The sequence below is a fragment of the Paucibacter sp. B2R-40 genome (genome assembly GCF_025717555.1).
GTDB lineage: Bacteria > Pseudomonadota > Gammaproteobacteria > Burkholderiales > Burkholderiaceae_C > Paucibacter_A.
Genome location: NZ_JAJIRP010000008.1, coordinates 36,562 through 55,612 on the forward strand (window position 1 = coordinate 36,562; position 19,051 = coordinate 55,612).

Consider the following 19,051-nt stretch of genomic DNA (forward strand, 5'->3'; position numbering starts at 1 on the left):
GGAGAGTGCGATGTCAGATTCCAAAGGCGGCGGCATACCTTGGACCAGTGTGGCGGTGCTGGTGGCATTTGTAGGCAGCACGCAGCTGGTGCCACATGCCTTCGAGCAACTCAGACCGGCCGAGAAGGAGCGGGCACAAAGCTCGCTCAGTGCCGAAATGGAGGTCGACGCCAGGCTTTGGGAAGACCCTTTTGCGGCCTTGCGTCGCTATGAGCTGGAGCGCGCCGAGCGCTGCGAGCGCGTCGTCAAGACCTCCGGCATCGCGGCCTGCCGCAGCAGTTGGGAAGGCGCGCGTCGCCCCGAAGTCTTGCGTGACCGGCTTGACCGGGACGGCGACAAGGACGTCAGTGAGTCACTCGTTGTGCTGGCCTTGGTGCCTGGCAACCCTTTTGTTGGCGCAGAAGAGGGGCGACGGCGGACCCGCTATGCCGTACTCGCCGGTCTGCAAGCTCAAGGTTATGTGCCTGACAACGCCGAGCGCATCGGCCTGCTCGAATTTGATGTTCAGCGCCTGACCAATGACTGCGAGGCGGCGCGGGCCGCGCGCCGGCATCAGAGCCTCAATTCCCCAGAGGCGCCTGCCTCTGGGGCAGCCGCCTCAACGTCCGCCTCAACGTCCGGCTCTACCTCCGCCTCCACGTCAGCTCAACTACTTTCCAACAACGATCCTCCGGTTTGCCGCGAGTTGCGCAGGGCCGGCGCGCCAAAACCGTCCGACAAGGCCAAGTTCACCGTCCCTTACGAGATGCTGGCCAAACGCAATCGTCACCGTGAAGCCGATACGACGGGGCCGTTACGCCGGTTTGAGCAAGTGGCTGTGTTGTGGGTCGATGAGTCTGCGCTGCCTGACTCCAAGCTCGACGGCTTGGCGCGCATGGTGGACGCCATGTTCGGGCCCGAGTTGGTGGCCAACCGCGCTCCTTGCGTGAAGCCCAGTCGCACCGTGCCTCGCTTGGCCATCATCGGGCCCTCGTCCACCGACGCCTTGCGCACCGCACTGAGCGACTTACGCCGCGCCAGCGAGGTTTTTGCCAAGGATTCAAAACCAGTTTTCGAAGCGCTGGGCGAGCGCGGACTCGCTTGTGACTGCAAGGCTGCCGCCGCATCGGTGATCGCCAATGCGCCGGCGCAGGAGAGCGAAGTCGATAGTTCCGCCGGCAGCGCGCCGCAGGAGGCGCGCGTTTTCAACAAGGCCGAGCAGGTGCTGAGCTGCCCTTTGCTGGCCGACCCAAGGCCGGCCTTGCAGGGCTACCGGCTTTTGGCGGGAGCAAAGATCTTCAACTCGGCCTCCACCGCGTCGAGCAATATGCTGGATGAGTTGCGCAAGCAGGATTTGGACGCTTTCTTGAATGAGAAGTTCAACCGCATGCTGGGCGACAAGCCGCCGGTGAAGATCGATTTTCAGCGCACGATCAGCACCGATAACGAGTTAATCAAACGCTTGGTGGCCGAGTTGCAATTGCGCCTGCCGGCCAATGAGCAGCGGCGGCTGGTGGTGGTGGCGGAGCGAGACTCGATCTACTCGCAGTCCTTGGTCAATGAGTTGCAACATCGGCTGAAGGATTTTCACAACTTGAGCTTCGAGCCGGTCTATTTCTTTCGCGGCATTGACGGTGTGACGACCCGCGATGCTGGGCGTGAAAGCAATGAGCGCGCTGCCGCTAGCAAGGCGACCGCCTTGGAGTGGCCTGAAAGCCGTGATCAGCTCGACTATCTGCGCCGCTTGGCCAGCTCTTTGAGGAACAGCGAAGCCCCGGGCAGCGGTGGACCCATCGGTGCCATCGGCATTCTGGCCAATGATGTGCACGACAAACTCTTGGTCCTGCAAGCGCTGCACGACACTTTCTCGGACAAGGTGTTTTTCACCACCGATATGGACGCGCGCTTCCTGCATCCGCGTGTCCAAGCGTTCACCCGAAATTTGATCGTCGCCACCAGTCTGCCGCTGGAGTTCTATCCGCCCAAGCCGGGCCTTGTCGACTTGCAGGCCGGCACACCGCCGCTGCGCGATGTCTATCAAACCGCCAGCTATTTGGCCGCCCGGCGAGCAGCTTGTCGCAGTGTTGAATGTCTGGACGAGGAAAAGTTGGCCGCCAGCGATGCACTTGACAACCCGTCGCTGTACGAAATTGGCCGCAACGGCGCCGTGCCGCTGAGCGGTTATGCCTTGCTGAATCAGCCAGCAAATTCAGGCTCGGCGCGGTTGATCGTGGCGGGATTGGTGGCAGCGCTGATGCTGATTGGGCTGTTGGTATGGCCCTCAACGCCGGCGATCAGGCAAGCGCGGATGGCCTATTTGCGCCGGCCTCTCGCGCCCGATGCCTTGCCGATGAATTTGCCTGCGGTGGTGTTGGTGGCTTTGCATGCAGCGCTGTGTGCCTATGTCTTTTGCTCGCTGATCGAGCTGGTGCGGCCGCAGCAAATGAGCTTTGCCCAGACCTTGATTTTGTCGGCATTGGCTGCATTTGCCGCTTTGCTGGCGGTCATGCCCAGCTTGCTGGCGCAGCAGCGCAACGCCGTCGCTTCGACGGCGGAGCAAGAGGCGGGTGTCGACAAGCTGCATGTGGCGGTGTTGGCCTTGATTGCCTGTGCCTGGGTCTGGGTGGCTTGGCCGGGCGCCGAATACAAGGTCTGTCTGGATTGCGAACCCGTGACCTGGTTGCAAGGTGTCAGCGCATGGCCCTCGCAACTGATCCATTTATTGGCCTTGATGACCATTCTGTGGACGCTGGACTTTGCTTGGTCCGACACGCTCAGGCGCATGCACCAGGATTCGGCTTGGCTGCAACTGCCGCAGGCCAAGGCGCCCGGTGTTTCGCGCATCGGTGTGCAGGGCATGCTCAAAGGCTGGTTCAGACAGATCAGCATTTCGACCTGGCAGCGGCCCTGCGGCGAGAGCAGTGACTTCTTGAGCTTGTGGACACAGTACGGTGAGCGCGGCGACAGCCGGCCGCGCGCCGCGCGCACGATTGTTTGGTATTTGATCAGTGTGCTGGTGGTCACGGCGCTGTTCATCGGCCTCAGCGAAGGGCAGGTGCCCGAAGTGCCCGTGCGCGGGTCCGAGCATCGGCAATTGGTGCGAGCGACCCTGTATGCCACTTTGCTGTTGTTGCCGCTGTTGGTGGTGGCGGTGGCGGACGCCACCATGCTGGCCTTTCGCTTCATCGGACACTTGAATTGCGGTCGTTCGGCCTATCCGCAGGCCACGATTGCGCATTTCGCCCAGCAGTTGGGTGAGTTGCATGCGCCGCTTTGGCAGCGTTTGTTCCCGGCACGTTTGGAGGAGCGGCAAGACAGCGTCTCGGCTTTGCCCCAAGGTGGACCCCAAAGTGGCGCTTTCCACTGTTTGTTGGACGACTGGCTGGATGTGCAAGTGGTGGCGCGGCGCACCGAATATGTCTCGCGCCTGGTGATCGGCCCATTTCTTGTGTTGGCCCTGCTGGTGGTGGCGCGCAGCCGACTGTTCGACAACTGGTCGCTGACACCGGCGATCGCTGTTTCCATCAGCCTCTACCTGATTTGGCTGATCGTGCTGGCATCGTTATTGAAAATTGCAGCAGAGAAAACCCGCAAGCGCGCGCTGGCCAGCATGAATGCCGATCTGCGCTGGTTGGCAGGAGGCCGGTCCGATATGGCGGTCTTGGTGGAACCCTTCAAGCGCTTGATCGCCTCGGTTGAGGGCAATCAAACCGGCGCGTTTGCGCCGATGTTCGAGCAGCCCTTGTTGAAGGCCTTGCTGGTGCCCTTGGGCGGGGCCGGCGGAGCGCAGCTGTTTGACTACCTCTTGCTGGCGCGGTGATCCCGTTAGACTGAGGCCTAATTCTTGGAGTGCGGCATGTTCGGAATTACCGATTACCCGGCGTTTGCTTTGGCCATCATCGTGTTTTTGATGATTCCCGGGCCCGGCAATCTGGCCTTGATCACCTCGACCGGCAAGGGCGGCATGCGTGGCGGTATGGCGGCCACCCTGGGCGTGATCGCCGGTGATCAAATTTTGATGTGGCTGGCGGTTGCGGGTGTGGCCGCCTTGTTAACGGCTTACCCAAGTGCCTTTCAGGTGGTGCAATGGTCGGGCGCGGCCTATCTGGCCTACCTGGGCGCGAAGATGATGCTGGCCAAGCCGGGCGCGGCGCCGCTGCTCAATATTCGGCCACGCGACTATTTCAAGCAGACGGTCTTGATCACCTTGCTCAACCCCAAGGCCATCATCTTTTACATGGCCTTTTTCCCCTTGTTTGTCAGCCCGACTCGGCATCAAGGTTTGCTGACCTTTGCCGCGATGGCGTTGACGATTGCGGTGCTGACCTTTGCCTATGGATTGGTGATGGTCTTGTTGACCCACCATTTGGCCGAGCGCATGCGCGCCAAGCCGGCCGTCGGTGTTTGGTTGAACCGGGTGGCGGGCTTGTTTCTGCTCGGTTTCGGGGCCAGGTTGGTGTTGAGCAAATAGGCGGATCGAAAAGGCCAGGCCCGTGCATATTGGTATCTTGACAGGTGGCGGCGACTGCCCCGGCCTGAACGCGGTGATCCGCGCTGTGACGCTGGCGCTGATCAATCAATGCGGCGCCCGGGTGACAGGCATCCGCCGCGGTTTTTTGGGACTTCTGGATCGGCAGGTGCTTGCGCTGGACGAGGCGGCCGTCGGTGGCATCTTGGCGCAAGGCGGCACCATTTTGGGTACCCACAATCGCTGTGATCCGTTCCATTATTTCGCTGCGGGAGGGGCCGATGTATCCACCGATTTGATGGAGTATGTGCAGGAGTTGAACCTGGACGCCTTGGTCGTGATCGGCGGCGATGGTTCGATGGCCATCGCCAACAAGCTCAGCCGCATGGGCCTGCCCATTGTCGGCGTGCCCAAGACCATAGACAACGATTTATGCCTGACAGACCGCAGCTTCGGCTTCGACAGTGCGGTCAGCATCGTGGCCGAAGCGCTGGACCGGCTGGAGACCACCGCGCGCAGCCATGGCCGGGTGATGATTGCCGAGACGATGGGACGTTATGCCGGCTGGATCGCATTGCAAGGCGGCATTGCCGGCGCGGCCGATGTCATTCTGATTCCTGAGCTGCCTTATAGCGTGGCGGCGGTGGCAGATGTGTGCCGCCGGCGCGAGCAAGCGGGCGCCGGCCACACCCTCATATGCATCGCCGAAGGGGCGCATCCGCGAGACGCAGGTATGGTCGTTAGCCAAACCTTGGCCGACAGCCCCGACCCGGTTCGACTGGGCGGAGTCGGTGCCGTATTGGCCCATCAGTTGCAGGGTTTGTTGAGCAGCGAGGTACGCTCAACCTTGCTGGGTCATGTGCAGCGCGGGGGATCGCCGACCGCGTTCGATCGCATTCTGGCGACGCAATTCGGCTGGGCCGCAGCTCAACTGGTCAAACAGGCAAGCTTCGGCCGCATGATTGTTTTGCAAGGCTCTGAGATGCGCGATGTAGCCTTGGCCGAGGTGGCCGGGCGTAATCGCTTGGTGCCGCTGGATCACCCCTTGCTGCTGGCCGCGCAGGGCCTGGGCTTGTCTTTAGGCCAGTAGCTTTGGCGCACTTTGCAGCACCAGATGCTCGCATTCGGGTACATCGCAGTTATCACAGGCCCAGCGCCATTCGGGCAGGGCGTCCTGCCTGTTGCTGAGTCGGCTGAACAAGCCGCGCTTGGGACTTGGTTTGGTTTTCAAGAGTGGCGTGATCACGTTCAAGGCCGCATCCACCCGAGCCTGCTCAAGGCCCGCGACAACGGACCAACTTAGGCCAGCGCTCAGGAGTGCACGCCGAATCAATCCGTCGATGGGTGCTCGGACCTGTGGGCCGTCGCGCTGAATGCCATCGGCTACCCAGGGCAGATCCAAGGCGGTCAACAAGGTCAGCGCGCAGCGCCGGTGAAAGGCCTGGGCCGCCGCCATCAAGCTGTCGTCTTGAAAAAGATATTGGCTGTAGACGGCGGTCATCAAGGCCGTGGTGTCGCAAACGACGATGTCGTTGAGCGCGGTGGCGGCGTCGATATTGGCCATATGCTCGCCGGCGATGCTGTGCTGCTCGTCGGCGCGAGGGGTGCGACCTGCCGCTTCGCACCAACTGCGCAAACGCTCTGGAACGGTGACGCAGCGAAGGCCGGTGGCTTCGGCCAGGCTAAGGGTCAGGTCTTGCGCTAACGCCGACTTGCCCGTGCTCTCGGCGCCGACGATGGCGATCAGCATGGCTGTCACGTTGGATCGCCTGCGCTCATCAAGCGGCGGCTGCCCGAGGTGGCAGCCGCTGCGCCCAGGCCCGCCAGCCGGCCACCGACATCGGGATGAAGACGGCATACAGCAGCACCGTCAGCCAGTAGCCCTTGTAGGCAAACAGCGCCACGCTGACCACATTGACCAGTACCCAGACACTCCAGTTTTCCTGGTACTTGCGTGCCAACAACCATTGGCCCAAGAGGCTGGCCACGGTCGGGAATGCATCCCAGAACGGCACTTGCGAATCGGTTTGATGTTGCAGGAAAAAGCCCAGTGCCGGCCAAGCCAGCAGCGTGGCAAGCACGGCGACGGCCAGCCCCTGCGGGCTTAAGCGCCGCACGCGTAACGCTTTGCCGTCCTCGCCCTTGCCGCGCAGCCACTGCCACCAGCCCCATAGCGCAAGGGCTGCGAACAGCAGTTGCAGCGAAGCTTCGCCGTAGAGCTTGCCGCTCCAGAACAAGACAAAGTAGAGCAGCGAGCTGATGATGGCCAAGGGCCAGGCCAGCATATGCACGCGCATATTGCAGAGCACCATCCAGACTGCCAGGGCAAAGGCGATGATCTCGATCCAGGTGATGGGGCTGCCGAGCAGCTCAAAAGCCGGCAAGAGCAGGGCTTGCAGCGGCTGTAACAGCGCGTCCATGGCGTTCAGCAGTCCAGCGCTCAGCGGCGGACTTGGACGAAGATTTCGTCGGGCTTGATCATGCCCAGCTCGAAGCGGGCCTTTTCCTCGACCATTTCCAGGCCTTCGCGCAGGTCGCGCAACTCGGCCTCGAGTTGCGCGTTGCGAACCCGCGCTTGTTCATTCTCGGCTTGAGTCTGTGTGAGCACCGCGCGCAGATGCACGCCGCGCGGCAGGCCACCCTTGCCCAACCAGAGTTGGGCTTGGATGGCCAGCAAAAAGGCGACGAGGATGATGCTGATGACTTTCACGGCGGCAGTTTAGCCGAGCAGCAAGCTCGGCGTGCCTGTGACTGAGAACTTTTAGCTTTGCTGAAACTTCGCGGTGAAGCGAGTGACCGTTGGGCTAGGCCACCGACGTATGGCGGTCGCGCAGTAAAAAGTTCTCAGCCTTTAGCGCAGGTTGTAGAACGCGGCGCGACCAGGGTAGTAAGCGATATCACCCAGGTCTTCTTCGATGCGCAGCAACTGGTTGTACTTGGCCATACGGTCCGAGCGGCTCAAGGAACCGGTCTTGATCTGGCCGGCATTGGTGCCCACGGCGATGTCGGCAATGGTTGAGTCTTCGGTTTCGCCCGAACGGTGCGAGATCACCGCGGTGTAGCCGGCGCGCTTGGCCATTTCGATCGCGGCGAAGGTCTCGGTCAAGGTGCCGATCTGGTTGATCTTGATCAGGATCGAGTTGGCAATGCCTTTGTCGATGCCTTCTTGCAAAATCTTGGTGTTGGTCACGAACAAGTCGTCACCGACAATTTGTACGGTCTTGCCCAGGCGGTCGGTCAACAGCTTCCAGCCGTCCCAGTCGCCTTCAGCCATGCCGTCTTCGATCGAAATGATCGGGTACTTGTCGACCCAAGTGGACAACATGTCGGTCCACTCTTGAGCGCTCAGGCTCAGGCCTTCGGCGCCCAACTCGTACTTGCCGTCCTTGTAGAACTCGCTGGCGGCGCAGTCCAGGCCGATGGCGATTTGCTCGCCGGCCGTGTAGCCGGCCTTGTCGATGGCTTCCAGAATCATTTGAATCGCGGCTTCGTGGTTTTCAACGCTTGGCGCAAAACCGCCTTCGTCGCCCACTGCCGTGCTGATGCCCTTGTCATGCAGGATCTTCTTCAGCGCGTGGAACACCTCGGCGCCCCAGCGAACGGCTTCACGGAAGCTCGGTGCGCCCACCGGGATGATCATCAGCTCTTGCAGATCCAAGCTGTTGTTGGCATGCGCGCCGCCGTTGATCACGTTCATCATCGGCACCGGCAATTGGCACGCACCCATGCCGCCGAAGTAGCGATACAGCGGCAGGCCCGACTCTTCGGCCGCAGCGCGAGCGACGGCCATGGACACGGCCAGCATCGCATTGGCGCCCAGGCGGCCCTTGTTATCGGTGCCGTCGAGGTCGATCAGCGTGCGGTCCAGAAAGGCTTGCTCGGATGCGTCCAGACCCAAGACGGCTTCGGAGATTTCACCGTTGATGTGCTCAACAGCCTTCAGCACGCCCTTGCCAAGGTAGCGGCTCTTGTCGCCATCACGCAGCTCGATCGCTTCGCGTGAACCGGTCGATGCGCCGGACGGCACAGCGGCGCGGCCCATCACGCCCGACTCCAGCAACACATCGCATTCGACGGTAGGGTTGCCGCGGCTGTCCAAGATTTCACGCCCGACGATGTCAACAATGGCACTCATTCAAAATCTCCGAAAGGTTTAAACAAACAATTGGTCTCGACCGCATCTTGCCAGCTAGTAGTTACCAGCGCTGAACAAGATCGAAGCCGGGGGCCTGCTACATCAGATGCCTTCTACCAGCACCATGCGCATCACGGCCGCACCCTCGCGAGCTTGGCGCGCGAGGCTGTACTCGGGCGAGTTGTAGAACTCGCGCGCTCTTTGCGTCGAAGGGAACTTCAAGAGCACCACGCGGTCCGGCGTCCAATCACCCTCCAGCACTTCGATCTCACCGCCACGGATGCACACTTCGGCGCCGTAGGCTTCGATCGCCTTGCTGGCGATCTGGCGGTAAGCCGTATATTGCTCGGGGTTGCTGATCGTGGAGTTGACGATGATGTAGGCGTGGGGCATGGGCGTTAGGAGCGTGGCTGATTCAGCGCTATCAGAAGCTGAAGTCATCCTCGAGCAAAGGTTTTGATTTGACGACGCGGTCGATCGCGACCAGCTGCTCCAGCAGTGCGCGCATATGCTTGAGCGGCACGGCATTGGGGCCATCGGACCAAGCCTCATTCGGGCGTGGATGAGTTTCCATGAAGAGCCCGGCCACGCCTGCGCCAACGCCGGCCCGGGCCAGCACAGGGACCATCTCGCGAGCGCCGCCGCTGCTGGTGCCCTGGCCGCCGGGCTTTTGCACCGAGTGGGTGACGTCGAACACAACTGGTGCGCCGGTCTTGCGCATTTCAGCCAAGCTGCACATATCCGCAAGCAAGTTGTTGTAGCCAAAGCTAACGCCACGCTCGCAGGCCAGGAAGCGGTCCTCGGACAGGCCGGCCTCGCGCGCAGCGTCGCGGGCTTTGTCGATAACGTTCTTCATGTCCCAAGGTGCCAGGAACTGGCCCTTCTTGATGTTGACCGGTTTGCCTGATTTGGCTACTGCCCGGATGAAGTCGGTTTGGCGACACAGGAAGGCCGGCGTTTGCAGCACATCGACGACGCTGGCCACCTCATTCACCTGCGACTCCTCATGCACATCGGTGATGATGGGCAGCTGCAGTTGCTTGCGCACCTCGTCCAGGATCTTCAGCCCGGCGTCCATGCCGACACCGCGCTTGGTTGAGCCTGACGAGCGATTGGCCTTGTCGAAGGAGCCCTTGTAGATCAGTGGAATGCTTAAGCCCGCGCAGGCTTCTTTGAGCCGACCGGCTACCTCGATGGACATTTCCAGCCCCTCGATCGAACAGGTGCCTGCAATCAAAAAGAAAGGACGGTCGATGCCGACCTCAAAACCGCAAAGCTTCATGGTCTAGATTCCTTCAAGCTAATTTATGGTCCAAGGCAGCCTTGATGAAGGCGGTGAACAGCGGGTGGCCGTCCCACGGCGTTGACTTGAACTCGGGGTGGAACTGCACGCCCACATACCAAGGGTGAACCGCACGCGGCAATTCGACCATCTCGGTCAGCTTCTCGCGCTGGGTGATGGCCGAAATGACAAGACCCGCCTCACGCAGCTTGTCGAGGTAATGTTCGTTCGCCTCATAGCGATGACGATGACGTTCGGTGACCACCGGGCCGTAGATGTCAAAAGCCAAGGTGCCGGGGGCGACATCCGAGCTCTGCGCACCCAGACGCATGGTGCCACCCAGATTGGACTTTTCATCGCGCTTTTGTATGCTGCCGTCGGCGTCCTGCCATTCATCGATCAAGGCGATCACCGGATGCGGCGTCTCGGGGTCGAACTCGGTCGAGTTGGCACCGGCCAGGCCCGCCATATGGCGCGCGTACTCGATCGTGGCGACCTGCATGCCCAGGCAGATGCCCAGGTAAGGGCGCTTGTGTTCACGAGCATATTGGGCGGCCAAAATCTTGCCCTCCACGCCGCGCTTGCCGAAGCCACCGGGTACCAGAATAGCGTCGTACTGCGCCAGCTGGTCGATATTGGCTGCTGTCAGCAACTCCGAATCCACATACTCAATGTTCACGCGGGCATGGTTGTGGATGCCGGCATGGCGCAGCGCCTCGTTCAGCGACTTGTAGGAATCGCTGAGGTCGGTGTACTTGCCGCACATGGCAACGCGCACGTCCTTGGCCGGGTTCAGCACCTCGTGCACCAGGGTGTCCCAACGGCGCAAGTCGGCCGATTTGGTGTTGAGTTGCAGCTTGGTGCAGATCAGCTGATCCAGACCCTGCTCATGCAACATACGCGGCACCTTGTAGATGGTGTCCACGTCCCACATCGAGATCACGCCGTATTCGGGCACATTGGTGAAGAGCGAAATTTTCTCGCGCTCGTCATCCGGAATGCGACGGTCGGCGCGGCACAGCAAAGCGTCGGGCTGGATGCCGATTTCGCGCATCTTCTGCACCGTGTGTTGCGTCGGTTTGGTCTTGAGCTCGCCGGCGGCGGCAATCCAAGGCACATAGGACAGGTGCACGAAGGCGACATTGTTTGGGCCGGCCTTCAAGCTCATTTGCCGCGCGGCTTCTAGGAAGGGCAGCGACTCGATGTCACCGACGGTGCCGCCGATTTCGACGATCGCCACATCGACCGCATCGGCAGTGCCCACGCCGGCACCGCGGCGCACGAAATCCTGGATCTCGTTGGTGATGTGCGGGATCACCTGCACGGTCTTGCCGAGGTAGTCGCCGCGGCGTTCCTTCTCCAGCACCGACATATAAATTTGCCCGGTGGTGAAGTTGTTGGCCTTCTTCATGCGGGTGGTGATGAAGCGCTCGTAGTGGCCCAGATCCAGATCGGTTTCGGCACCGTCTTCGGTGACGAACACCTCACCATGTTGGAACGGGGACATCGTGCCCGGATCCACGTTGATGTAGGGATCGAGCTTGATCAGGGTGACCTTGAGGCCGCGAGATTCGAGGATGGCAGCCAGTGAAGCCGATGCGATGCCCTTGCCGAGTGAGGACACCACACCGCCCGTGACGTAGACGTATTTGGTCATGTCGTGCAGCGTCTTTCAAAAACGCTGTGGTGGTAAAACGCGATTATAGAGGGGTCAGGTGGCTGGGCTTGCCAGTACCGGCATCGCTTTCAGCATTTGCAGCACCAGGGCGGCGGTGGCGTCCGGCCGCTCGAAGGGGAAGAGGTGTGAGCCTTCAATCCAAGCGAAGTGATTTTTGGCCAAGGCCTTGGATGCGGCCGAGCCTGCCATGCGAAGTTCCTCAGACTCCGTGCCGGCCACAAAGGCGACCGGGCAATGCGGTGGATAGCGTTCAATCAAACGGCCCAGATGATGGGGCAGGGTGTTGTAGATGCGCGTCTCCTGCTCGCGGCTGAAGCGCAGCCTGGTTTTGCCGTCGCTGCTGTCCTCGAAGCCGCTCTCGACATAGTCTCGTAAAACGCGGGGGTCCCAGCGGGCGAACTTGTCTTTTGCAGCAAAGTGCTTGTGTACCGCGTGCTTGTCGGGCCACTCGTGCCGGCGCTGGCTGGAGACTCGGCCCGGCGAGACCCGCGAAATCAGCCGCGTTGCTTTGACCAGTTGCAAGCTGCGGGCTCGCCAGCCGGCCACCAGCGGGGCATCCAGCAAGATCAAGGCTTGCACCAAGTCGGGCCGCCGGCTGCTGACCAGCAAGCTCAATAGCCCGCCCAGCGAATGGCCGATCAGCACCACCGGGCCCGGGCTTGCCATTTGCGGCTGTACTTCGTCCTCGATGAAATGAATCAGCTGGGAACGCAGATGCGGCCAGTTATTGGTGACGGGGTAGGCGGGGTCGTGGCCAATGATGGGTAACGCGTGGACGCTCCAGCCGGCGCTACGCCAGGCCTCGAACAGCAGGCGATAGCAGCCGGCGCCAAAGCCGTTGGCATGCGAGAAGACGATGGTCTTGCTCATGGATTCAAGGGGCTGCTTCACTCAGGCTCTTCAATTGATAGACCAGGGCCAGTGCTTCGCGCGGGCTCAAGGTGTCGGGGTCGACATCATCCATTGCCAAATGCAAAGCGCTTGTCGCTTCGGTGACGGCGGTGGCCATAGTCGCGGCCGGTGGCGGCGCGAACAGGTCGATCTGCGCACGGCCTTCGTCGGCCTTGGCTTCCAGCGCCTCCAGGGTCGCGCGCGCTTGGCGCACCAGGCTGGCCGGCATGCCGGCCAGACGGGCCACTTGCACGCCGTAGCTGCGGCTGGCCGGCCCCGGCTGGATCTCGTGCAAAAAGACGATGGAGTCACCGCTCTCGACCGCGCCGACATGGCAGTTGATCGCCTCGCGGTGCTTGGCCGGGAACTCGGTCAGCTCGAAATAGTGGGTCGCAAACAAGGTGAAGGCCCGGCTCTTGTCGTGCAAATGGCTGGCGATCGCGCCAGCCAATGCGAGGCCGTCAAAGGTCGATGTCCCGCGCCCGATTTCGTCCATCAAGACGAGGGATTGATCGGTGGCACTGTGCAAAATTGCGGCACCCTCGGTCATCTCCAGCATGAAGGTGGACTGGGCGTTAGCCAAATCGTCGGCCGCGCCGATACGGGTGTGGATCGCGTCCATGGGCCCGAGCCGGCAGGCGTCGGCCGGCACGAAGGAGCCGATCGCGGCCAGCAGGCTGATCAAGGCAACCTGGCGCATGAAAGTACTCTTACCGCCCATATTCGGGCCGGTAATCATCAGCATGCGCGTACGCGCGTCGAGCCGGCAATCATTGGCCATGAACTCGCCGGCCCCCGTCTCGCGCAGGCGCGACTCGACGACCGGATGGCGCCCGGCCGTGATGTCGATCGCCGGCTGGTTGACGAATTCGGGGCGGCACCAGCGCAGCGTTGCCGCCCGCTCGGCCAGGGCGGCCAGCGCGTCCAGGCTGGCCAGCGCACGGCCCAGGCGAGTCAGCGGCTGCAACTCGTCGTTCAACTGATCCAACACCATTTCGAACAAGAGCTTTTCGCGCGAAAGCGCGCGCTCCTGCGCCGACAAGGCTTTGTCCTCGAAGGCCTTCAGCTCCGGCGTGATGTAGCGCTCGGCATTCTTCAGCGTCTGCCTGCGCTGGTAGTCCAGCGGCACCTTGTCGACCTGGCCCTGCGTGACCTCGATGAAAAAACCATGCACGCGGTTGAACTGCACGCGCAGATTGGGGATGCCGGTGCGTGCGCGTTCGCGTGTTTCCATATCGATCAAGAAAGCATCGCAATTGCCCTGAATGGCGCGCAGCTCATCCAGTTCGGCGTCGAAGCCGTCGGCAATCACGCCGCCGTCGCGCACCAGCACGGCAGGTTCTTCTGCGATCGCGCGGCTCAGCAACTCCTCGATATGCGGTGAGGCCAAGAGGCCGGTGGCCAGTTCGTCCAACAAGGTGCTACCGGCAGGCACCAAACGCTGCAGCTCGGGCAAGACCTGCAAGGTCGCGCGCAGGCCGGTCAGCTCGCGCGGGCGCACCTGGCGCAAGGCGATGCGCGCGGCGATGCGCTCCACGTCGGAGACCTGGCGCAGCGCTTCGCGCAAGGGCTCGGGCGAGCCTTGCAGCAAGGCATCGATCGCGCCGTGGCGCGCCAGTGCCTCGGCCCGCTCGCGCCTGGGGTGCAGCAACCAGTGGCGCAGCGCGCGGCTGCCCATGCCGGTTCGGCAGCTGTCCAGCAGCGAGAGCAGGGTGGGTGACGTCTCGCCGCGCAAGGTGACGGTGAGCTCCAGATTGCGCTGGGTGGCGGGCGGCAGGTCCAACAAGTCGCCGCTGCGCTGCACGCTCAAGCTCTTCACATGGGCCAGCGCGCGGCCCTGCGTGTGTTCGGCATAACTGAGCAAGGCAGCGGCAGCCGCTTGCGCGGCGCTCAGCTGCTGCGCATTGAAGCCGGCCAGGCTGGCGACCGCCAGTTGCTCACAGAGCTTGCGTGCGCCCAAGGCGGTATCGAACTGCCAGCTCGGCCGGTTGGTGATGGGCACATGGGCAGCCAAGACGGCGGCAGGCTGCTTCTCGCGGTCCACCAGCACCTCGGCGGGGCTTAAGCGTGCGAGCCAGGAGGGCAGCTCTTTGTCCGTGCATTCCGCCAGGCCCAATTGCCCCTGCGTCATCGACAGCCAGGCCAGGCCGAAGGTCTTGCCCTGCGCCACCACGGCCAGCAAGACGGAATCCTGCTTGTCGGCCAGCAGCTCGCTGTCGGTGACAGTTCCCGGCGTGACGACGCGCACGACCTTGCGCTCGACCGGACCTTTGCTGGTCGCCACATCGCCGACCTGCTCGGCAATCGCCACCGCCTCGCCCAGCTTGATCAGCTTGGCCAGATAACTCTCCAATGCATTGACCGGAATGCCCGCCATCACTACCGGCTGGCCGGCGCTCTGGCCGCGTGCGGTCAGCGTGATGTCCAGCAGCGCATTGGCTTTGCGGGCATCGTCAAAGAAGACCTCGTAGAAGTCGCCCATGCGGAAGAACACCAGCTCGTCCGGGTGCTCGGCCTTGATGCGGAGGTATTGCGCCATCACGGGCGTGTGTGCGGAGAGAGGGGCGGAAAAATCCTGAACTTGGCTCATCGACTTTGGCTGCAGCAATTGAAAAAGCCCTCGGCTGAGGGCTTTGAGGTGACCATGCTTGAGTCGAAGTTTAGTCGGCTTGAGCGTCGTCCGACTTGCGGATGCGCACGCTGGCGCGCTTTTTGGGCTCGGCAGCGGCGGCCAGTACAGCCACGGGGCTCGAGGAGTCGCCGGCTTCAGCGCTGGCTTCCACTTCTTCCTCGGCTTTGATCACGCGGGTGTATGGCGCCAGGATGGTGACCAATTGGCCGTAAATCTTCGGGCTGCCTGCGACCACTTCACGCTGGTGCAGATAGTCGGACTCGCCGGTGAAGTTGCCGACCAGACCACCGGCCTCGGTGATGATCAAGGAGCCGGCCGCCACATCCCAGGGCTGCAGGCCGGTCTCGAAGAAGGCGTCGTAATAGCCGGCTGCGACATAGCAGAGGTCCAGGGCCGCAGCACCCGGGCGGCGCAGGCCGGCGCATTCGACCATCACCTCTTCGAACATCTTCATATAGCGTTTGAAGTTGTCGCCACGGCGGAAGGGGAAGCCGGTACCGATCAGCGCGTCGCTCATGCGGGTGCGTTTGGACACGCGCAGGCGGCGGTCATTCATGAAGGCGCCGCGACCCTTGGTGGCGTAGAAGAGATCGTTGCGGGTCGGGTCGTAGACGACGGCCTGCTGAATCACGCCGCGATGCGCCAAGGCGATCGACACGCAGTACATGGGCAGGCCGTGGATGAAGTTGGTGGTGCCGTCGAGCGGGTCGATGATCCAGACGAACTCGGAGGTCTTGTTGCCATGCTCGCGGCCCGACTCTTCGGCCAGGATGCCGTGGTCGGGGTAAGCGCCGAGCAGGGTCTCGATGATGATGTTTTCAGCAGCTTGGTCCACCTCGGTCACGAAGTCATTGGGCGCCTTCGTGTTGATCTTCAGGATGTCGAGGTCCATGGAGGCGCGGTTGATGATGGCACCGGCCGAGCGCGCCGCCTTGATGGCGACGTTGAGCATGGGATGGAGGGAAGACTGCTGCGTCATGCGTAGAACCTTGACTTTGTGAGGTGGACTGGCGGAAAAAAAGAGCGGCGCCCCAGCCGGTGATTTGGTCCGGACTAAGGATAATCCCGCATTTTAGCCGAGCCTGGGCATTTCCTCCAAATGCCTGCTCGGTCCGACCTGAGCCCAGCCCGTTGATATGACACGATTTGTCCTGATTCAAACCAGCCACCCCGGCAATGTTGGCTCCGCCGCACGCGCCATGAAGGTGATGGGTTTCTCCGAGTTGGTGCTGGTGCGGCCGCGTTACGCCGATGTGCTGACCCAGCAGGCCGCCATCTCCTTGGCCAGCAGCGCCAACGACATTCTGGAGAGTGCGCGCATCGTCGACACGCTGGAAGAAGCGCTGGACGGCGTCACTTTTGCCTGCGCGACAGCGATGATCCCGCGCGACTTCGGCCCACCGCTGCGCGAGCCGCGCTCGCTGTTTGCCGAGCTGACGGCCCCCGAGGCTCAAGTTCATAAGCTCGGCCTGGTGTTCGGCTGCGAGCGTTTCGGCATGAGTAACGAGGACGTCTACCGCTGCCACGCGGTGCTGTCGATCCCGACCCATCCCGACTACGGCTCGCTGAATCTGGCCCAGGCGGTGCAGTTGTTGGCCTATGACTGGCGCCAGGCGCTCGGTGGTTTTGCGGTGACGGCGCGCACGCCCGACCCCAAATTGGCCGATGTCCAGGCGGTGAAGGGCATGCTGGACCATCTGCAAGCCTCGTTGGAGACGATCGGCTACTTGGACCCGCTGGTGCCGAGGAAGCTGATGCCCAGACTCACTCAGCTGTTCAACCGCGTCCAGTTGAGTTTGGATGAGGTGCATATTTTTCGCGGCATCGCGCGGGCGATGGTGGAGCCAGTCCGGTCCAAGTCCAGGCCCGAAAGCGAAGATTGAAGCGCGCCGCTAAACTGGCCGACCGCGTCTAGCTCTTTCTTGCTTTTTCACCCAAGCCCCCACCCCCCCATGTTCCAACGCCTGCGCGAAGACATTGCCTGCATTCTTGAGCGCGACCCCGCCGCTCGCTCAGCCTTCGAGGTGCTCACCTGCTATCCGGGCTTGCATGCCCTGGTCTTGCACCGGCGCGCGCATTGGTGCTGGCAGCATGGCTTCAAGTGGCTGGGCCGCTTCATCTCGCATCTGACGCGCTTTTTCACCGGGATTGAGATCCACCCCGGCGCGCAGATTTCGCGCAAGGTCTTCATCGACCATGGCATGGGCATCGTGATCGGCGAGATGGCCGAAATCGGCGAGGGCTGCACGATTTATCAGGGCGTGACCCTGGGCGGCACCGCCCTGGTCAAAGGCGCCAAGCGCCACCCGACGCTGGAGGCCGGCGTCATCGTCGGCGCAAATGCCTGCGTGCTGGGTGGCTTCACGGTCGGCGCTGGCGCGCGTATTGGCTCAGGTGCGGTGGTGACCAAGCCGGTGCCGGCGGGTGCGACCGCCGTGGGCAACCCGGCGCGCATCATCGAGGCCAAGATCGATGTCAAAAGCGAAGCCAAGCCAGCAGTGCCGGAGCGCTTCTCGGCCTACGGCGTCAGCCTGGGTGATGACCCGGTGGCGCAGGCGATGCGCGGTTTGATCGACAACGCGGCCGGCCATGACCACCAAATTGCCTTGCTCTGGCAGGCGGTGTGCAAGCTGTCGGCGGCAACCAACTCCAAGGTTGGTGACTGCGTGCCGCAAGACGCGCAGCAGGACGAGGCCTTTGATGCCGCCGGTTTGAGTCGTTTGGTCAAGTAGCCGAATAGGCTTAGGCGCGGGCCGGGCGCTGCGCCGACTTCGGGCGGAAAGCGCGCACGATCTCGTCGCGTGTCTCCAAATACGGCCCGCCGATCAAGTCAATGCAATAGGGCACGGCGGCAAAAATGCCGTCGACGATTTGCTTGCCCTCAGCATCTTTCAAGCCGGCCAAGGTTTCGGCAATCGCCTTGGGCTGACCGGGCAGATTGATGATCAAGGCCTTGCCCCGGATCACCGCAACCTGGCGCGACAAGATGGCAGTGGGCACAAAGCGCAGCGAGATTTGCCGCATCTGCTCACCGAAACCGGGCATTTCCTTGTCGGCCACATCCAGCGTCGCCTCGGGCGTCACGTCGCGCAGTGCCGGGCCGGTGCCGCCGGTGGTCAAGATCAAATCGCACTGAGCCGTGTCAACCAGATCGCGCAGCGTTTGCGCGATCACGGGCCGCTCATCGGGGATCAGGCGCGCTTCGAACTCGAGCGGGTTGTGCAGCGCGCTGCTCAGCCAAGCCTGCAGGGCCGGCAGGCCTTTGTCTTCGTACACGCCGGTCGAGGCGCGGTCGCTGATGGAGACGATGCCGATGCGGACCGGCTCTACTTGCTTTGCGGGCTCGACGGGCTCACTCATCGGCGTCCTCATCTTCGTCGGCGGCTTCGGCCATGTCTGTCTTGGGCGCGATACGCAGTTCTTCGGTTTTGATGAACTGGAACAAATCGCGGTAAGCCCGGCCCGAGCGCTGCTCGGGCGCAAGCGCGGCGTCCTTGCGGGCGGCGCGTACCAAGCTGCGCAGTTGCTGCACATCGATGCCGGCATGCTCTTGAATGAAGTCTTGCAGCGCTGCGTCCTCGGCCAGCAGGCGCTCGCGCCAACGCTCACTCTGATGCAAGGCCAGGCTGTCCTTGGCGAAGCCGAGCTTGAAGTCGGCCACCGCCTGCCGCAGCGGCTCGGGGTCGACCCGGCGCATCAACTTGCCGATGTATTGCATCTGCCGGCGCAGGCCCTCGTGGGCGGTGATCTTCTTGGCGTCCTTGAGCGCGTCGGCCAAGATTTCCGGCAGGTTCAAGGGGGCGATCCGGCTGGCGGGTAGCGTCATCAGTTCTTTGCCCAGCTTTTGCAGCTCGGTCATTTCGCGCTTGAGCTGGCTCTTGCTGGGGCCGTCAAAGTCGTCATCTTCGGTCGTGTTTTCTTCTTGTGTTCGCATGGCGGTTCTTGGGCAAAGTTCGGCGGGTGTTCTGGGCTGAGTCGAAAAGTTT

Annotated in this window: 17 protein-coding genes; 5 read left to right on the forward strand and 12 right to left on the reverse strand. The window is 62.3% G+C overall.

Annotated features, from left to right (window positions below; translation table 11 throughout):
- Positions 1–10 precede the first annotated feature (10 nt).
- Genes LNV09_RS16505 through LNV09_RS16515 form a run of 3 tightly spaced genes read left to right on the forward strand, consistent with a single transcriptional unit; the run spans position 11 to position 5,537 of the window.
- Entirely contained in the window at positions 11–3,799 is a 3,789-nt protein-coding gene (locus LNV09_RS16505; protein ID WP_263558169.1) for a hypothetical protein, read from the forward strand.
- Between the two features lie 36 nt (positions 3,800–3,835).
- Complete coding sequence (locus LNV09_RS16510; RefSeq protein ID WP_263558170.1) at positions 3,836–4,450, forward strand: LysE family transporter; 615 nt, start codon at positions 3,836–3,838, stop codon at positions 4,448–4,450.
- Between the two features lie 22 nt (positions 4,451–4,472).
- Entirely contained in the window at positions 4,473–5,537 is a 1,065-nt protein-coding gene (locus LNV09_RS16515; RefSeq protein WP_263558171.1) for a 6-phosphofructokinase, read from the forward strand.
- Here the strand turns inward: LNV09_RS16515 and LNV09_RS16520 are convergent.
- From LNV09_RS16520 to LNV09_RS16565, 10 genes are all read right to left on the reverse strand, one after another.
- Complete coding sequence (locus tag LNV09_RS16520) at positions 5,526–6,197, reverse strand: AAA family ATPase (protein WP_263558172.1); 672 nt, start codon at positions 6,195–6,197, stop codon at positions 5,526–5,528. The genes LNV09_RS16515 and LNV09_RS16520 overlap by 12 nt on opposite strands.
- A gap of 28 nt (positions 6,198–6,225) precedes the next feature.
- Complete coding sequence (gene pnuC, locus LNV09_RS16525) at positions 6,226–6,867, reverse strand: nicotinamide riboside transporter PnuC (protein WP_263558173.1); 642 nt, start codon at positions 6,865–6,867, stop codon at positions 6,226–6,228.
- Between the two features lie 20 nt (positions 6,868–6,887).
- On the reverse strand, positions 6,888–7,157 hold the full coding sequence (locus tag LNV09_RS16530; protein WP_263558174.1) for a septum formation initiator family protein: 270 nt from the start codon (positions 7,155–7,157) through the stop codon (positions 6,888–6,890).
- Positions 7,158–7,298: 141 nt separating this feature from the next.
- The gene (gene eno / locus LNV09_RS16535; RefSeq protein WP_263558175.1) at positions 7,299–8,582 is read right to left on the reverse strand and encodes a phosphopyruvate hydratase; all 1,284 of its coding nucleotides are present in this window, start codon (positions 8,580–8,582) and stop codon (positions 7,299–7,301) included.
- A 102-nt stretch (positions 8,583–8,684) separates the two neighbouring features.
- Positions 8,685–8,975, reverse strand: coding sequence for a DUF1330 domain-containing protein (locus LNV09_RS16540; RefSeq protein ID WP_263558176.1), 291 nt, complete (start codon positions 8,973–8,975; stop codon positions 8,685–8,687).
- A gap of 31 nt (positions 8,976–9,006) precedes the next feature.
- A complete protein-coding gene (gene kdsA / locus LNV09_RS16545) occupies positions 9,007–9,864 on the reverse strand; it encodes a 3-deoxy-8-phosphooctulonate synthase (RefSeq protein ID WP_263558177.1) in 858 nt (285 codons plus the stop codon).
- Between the two features lie 13 nt (positions 9,865–9,877).
- Positions 9,878–11,521 carry a CTP synthase gene (gene pyrG / locus LNV09_RS16550; protein ID WP_263558178.1) on the reverse strand — a complete coding sequence of 548 codons (1,644 nt, stop codon included), beginning with the start codon at positions 11,519–11,521 and terminating at the stop codon, positions 9,878–9,880.
- 54 nt (positions 11,522–11,575) lie between these two features.
- A complete protein-coding gene (locus LNV09_RS16555; protein WP_263558179.1) occupies positions 11,576–12,412 on the reverse strand; it encodes an alpha/beta hydrolase in 837 nt (278 codons plus the stop codon).
- Positions 12,413–12,416: 4 nt separating this feature from the next.
- Positions 12,417–15,023: a DNA mismatch repair protein MutS gene (gene mutS / locus LNV09_RS16560; protein WP_411969304.1), complete on the reverse strand. Its 2,607-nt coding sequence runs from the start codon at positions 15,021–15,023 to the stop codon at positions 12,417–12,419.
- 70 nt (positions 15,024–15,093) lie between these two features.
- Positions 15,094–16,044 (reverse strand): inositol monophosphatase family protein, encoded by a 951-nt coding sequence (locus LNV09_RS16565; RefSeq protein ID WP_263558181.1) that lies wholly within the window; start codon positions 16,042–16,044, stop codon positions 15,094–15,096.
- 157 nt (positions 16,045–16,201) lie between these two features.
- Here LNV09_RS16565 and LNV09_RS16570 point away from each other — a divergent pair, with 157 nt between their 5' ends.
- Complete coding sequence (locus tag LNV09_RS16570) at positions 16,202–16,948, forward strand: RNA methyltransferase (RefSeq protein ID WP_263558182.1); 747 nt, start codon at positions 16,202–16,204, stop codon at positions 16,946–16,948.
- A 69-nt stretch (positions 16,949–17,017) separates the two neighbouring features.
- Positions 17,018–17,797, forward strand: coding sequence for a serine O-acetyltransferase (gene cysE, locus LNV09_RS16575; RefSeq protein ID WP_263558183.1), 780 nt, complete (start codon positions 17,018–17,020; stop codon positions 17,795–17,797).
- Between the two features lie 10 nt (positions 17,798–17,807).
- Here cysE and mog read toward each other — a convergent pair whose 3' ends face one another.
- Positions 17,808–18,425 carry a molybdopterin adenylyltransferase gene (gene mog, locus LNV09_RS16580; protein ID WP_263558184.1) on the reverse strand — a complete coding sequence of 206 codons (618 nt, stop codon included), beginning with the start codon at positions 18,423–18,425 and terminating at the stop codon, positions 17,808–17,810.
- Positions 18,418–18,999 (reverse strand): ribosome biogenesis factor YjgA, encoded by a 582-nt coding sequence (gene yjgA / locus LNV09_RS16585; RefSeq protein ID WP_263558185.1) that lies wholly within the window; start codon positions 18,997–18,999, stop codon positions 18,418–18,420. Before yjgA ends, mog begins: the two co-directional genes overlap by 8 nt.
- Positions 19,000–19,051 lie beyond the last annotated feature (52 nt).

Bases quoted from the DNA above. Each gene is read 5' to 3' on its own strand.
- kdsA (WP_263558177.1), bottom strand. From the start codon at position 9,864: ATGAAGCTTTGCGGTTTTGAGGTCGGCATCGACCGTCCTTTCTTTTTG.
- LNV09_RS16565 (WP_263558181.1), bottom strand. From the start codon at position 16,044: ATGACGCAGCAGTCTTCCCTCCATCCCATGCTCAACGTCGCCATCAAG.
- mutS (WP_411969304.1), bottom strand. From the start codon at position 15,023: ATGAGCCAAGTTCAGGATTTTTCCGCCCCTCTCTCCGCACACACGCCC.
- LNV09_RS16540 (WP_263558176.1), bottom strand. From the start codon at position 8,975: ATGCCCCACGCCTACATCATCGTCAACTCCACGATCAGCAACCCCGAG.
- LNV09_RS16510 (WP_263558170.1), top strand. From the start codon at position 3,836: ATGTTCGGAATTACCGATTACCCGGCGTTTGCTTTGGCCATCATCGTG.
- yjgA (WP_263558185.1), bottom strand. From the start codon at position 18,999: ATGCGAACACAAGAAGAAAACACGACCGAAGATGACGACTTTGACGGC.
- pnuC (WP_263558173.1), bottom strand. From the start codon at position 6,867: ATGGACGCGCTGTTACAGCCGCTGCAAGCCCTGCTCTTGCCGGCTTTT.
- LNV09_RS16520 (WP_263558172.1), bottom strand. From the start codon at position 6,197: ATGCTGATCGCCATCGTCGGCGCCGAGAGCACGGGCAAGTCGGCGTTA.
- LNV09_RS16555 (WP_263558179.1), bottom strand. From the start codon at position 12,412: ATGAGCAAGACCATCGTCTTCTCGCATGCCAACGGCTTTGGCGCCGGC.
- mog (WP_263558184.1), bottom strand. From the start codon at position 18,425: ATGAGTGAGCCCGTCGAGCCCGCAAAGCAAGTAGAGCCGGTCCGCATC.
- LNV09_RS16570 (WP_263558182.1), top strand. From the start codon at position 16,202: ATGACACGATTTGTCCTGATTCAAACCAGCCACCCCGGCAATGTTGGC.
- eno (WP_263558175.1), bottom strand. From the start codon at position 8,582: ATGAGTGCCATTGTTGACATCGTCGGGCGTGAAATCTTGGACAGCCGC.
- cysE (WP_263558183.1), top strand. From the start codon at position 17,018: ATGTTCCAACGCCTGCGCGAAGACATTGCCTGCATTCTTGAGCGCGAC.
- pyrG (WP_263558178.1), bottom strand. From the start codon at position 11,521: ATGACCAAATACGTCTACGTCACGGGCGGTGTGGTGTCCTCACTCGGC.
- LNV09_RS16505 (WP_263558169.1), top strand. From the start codon at position 11: ATGTCAGATTCCAAAGGCGGCGGCATACCTTGGACCAGTGTGGCGGTG.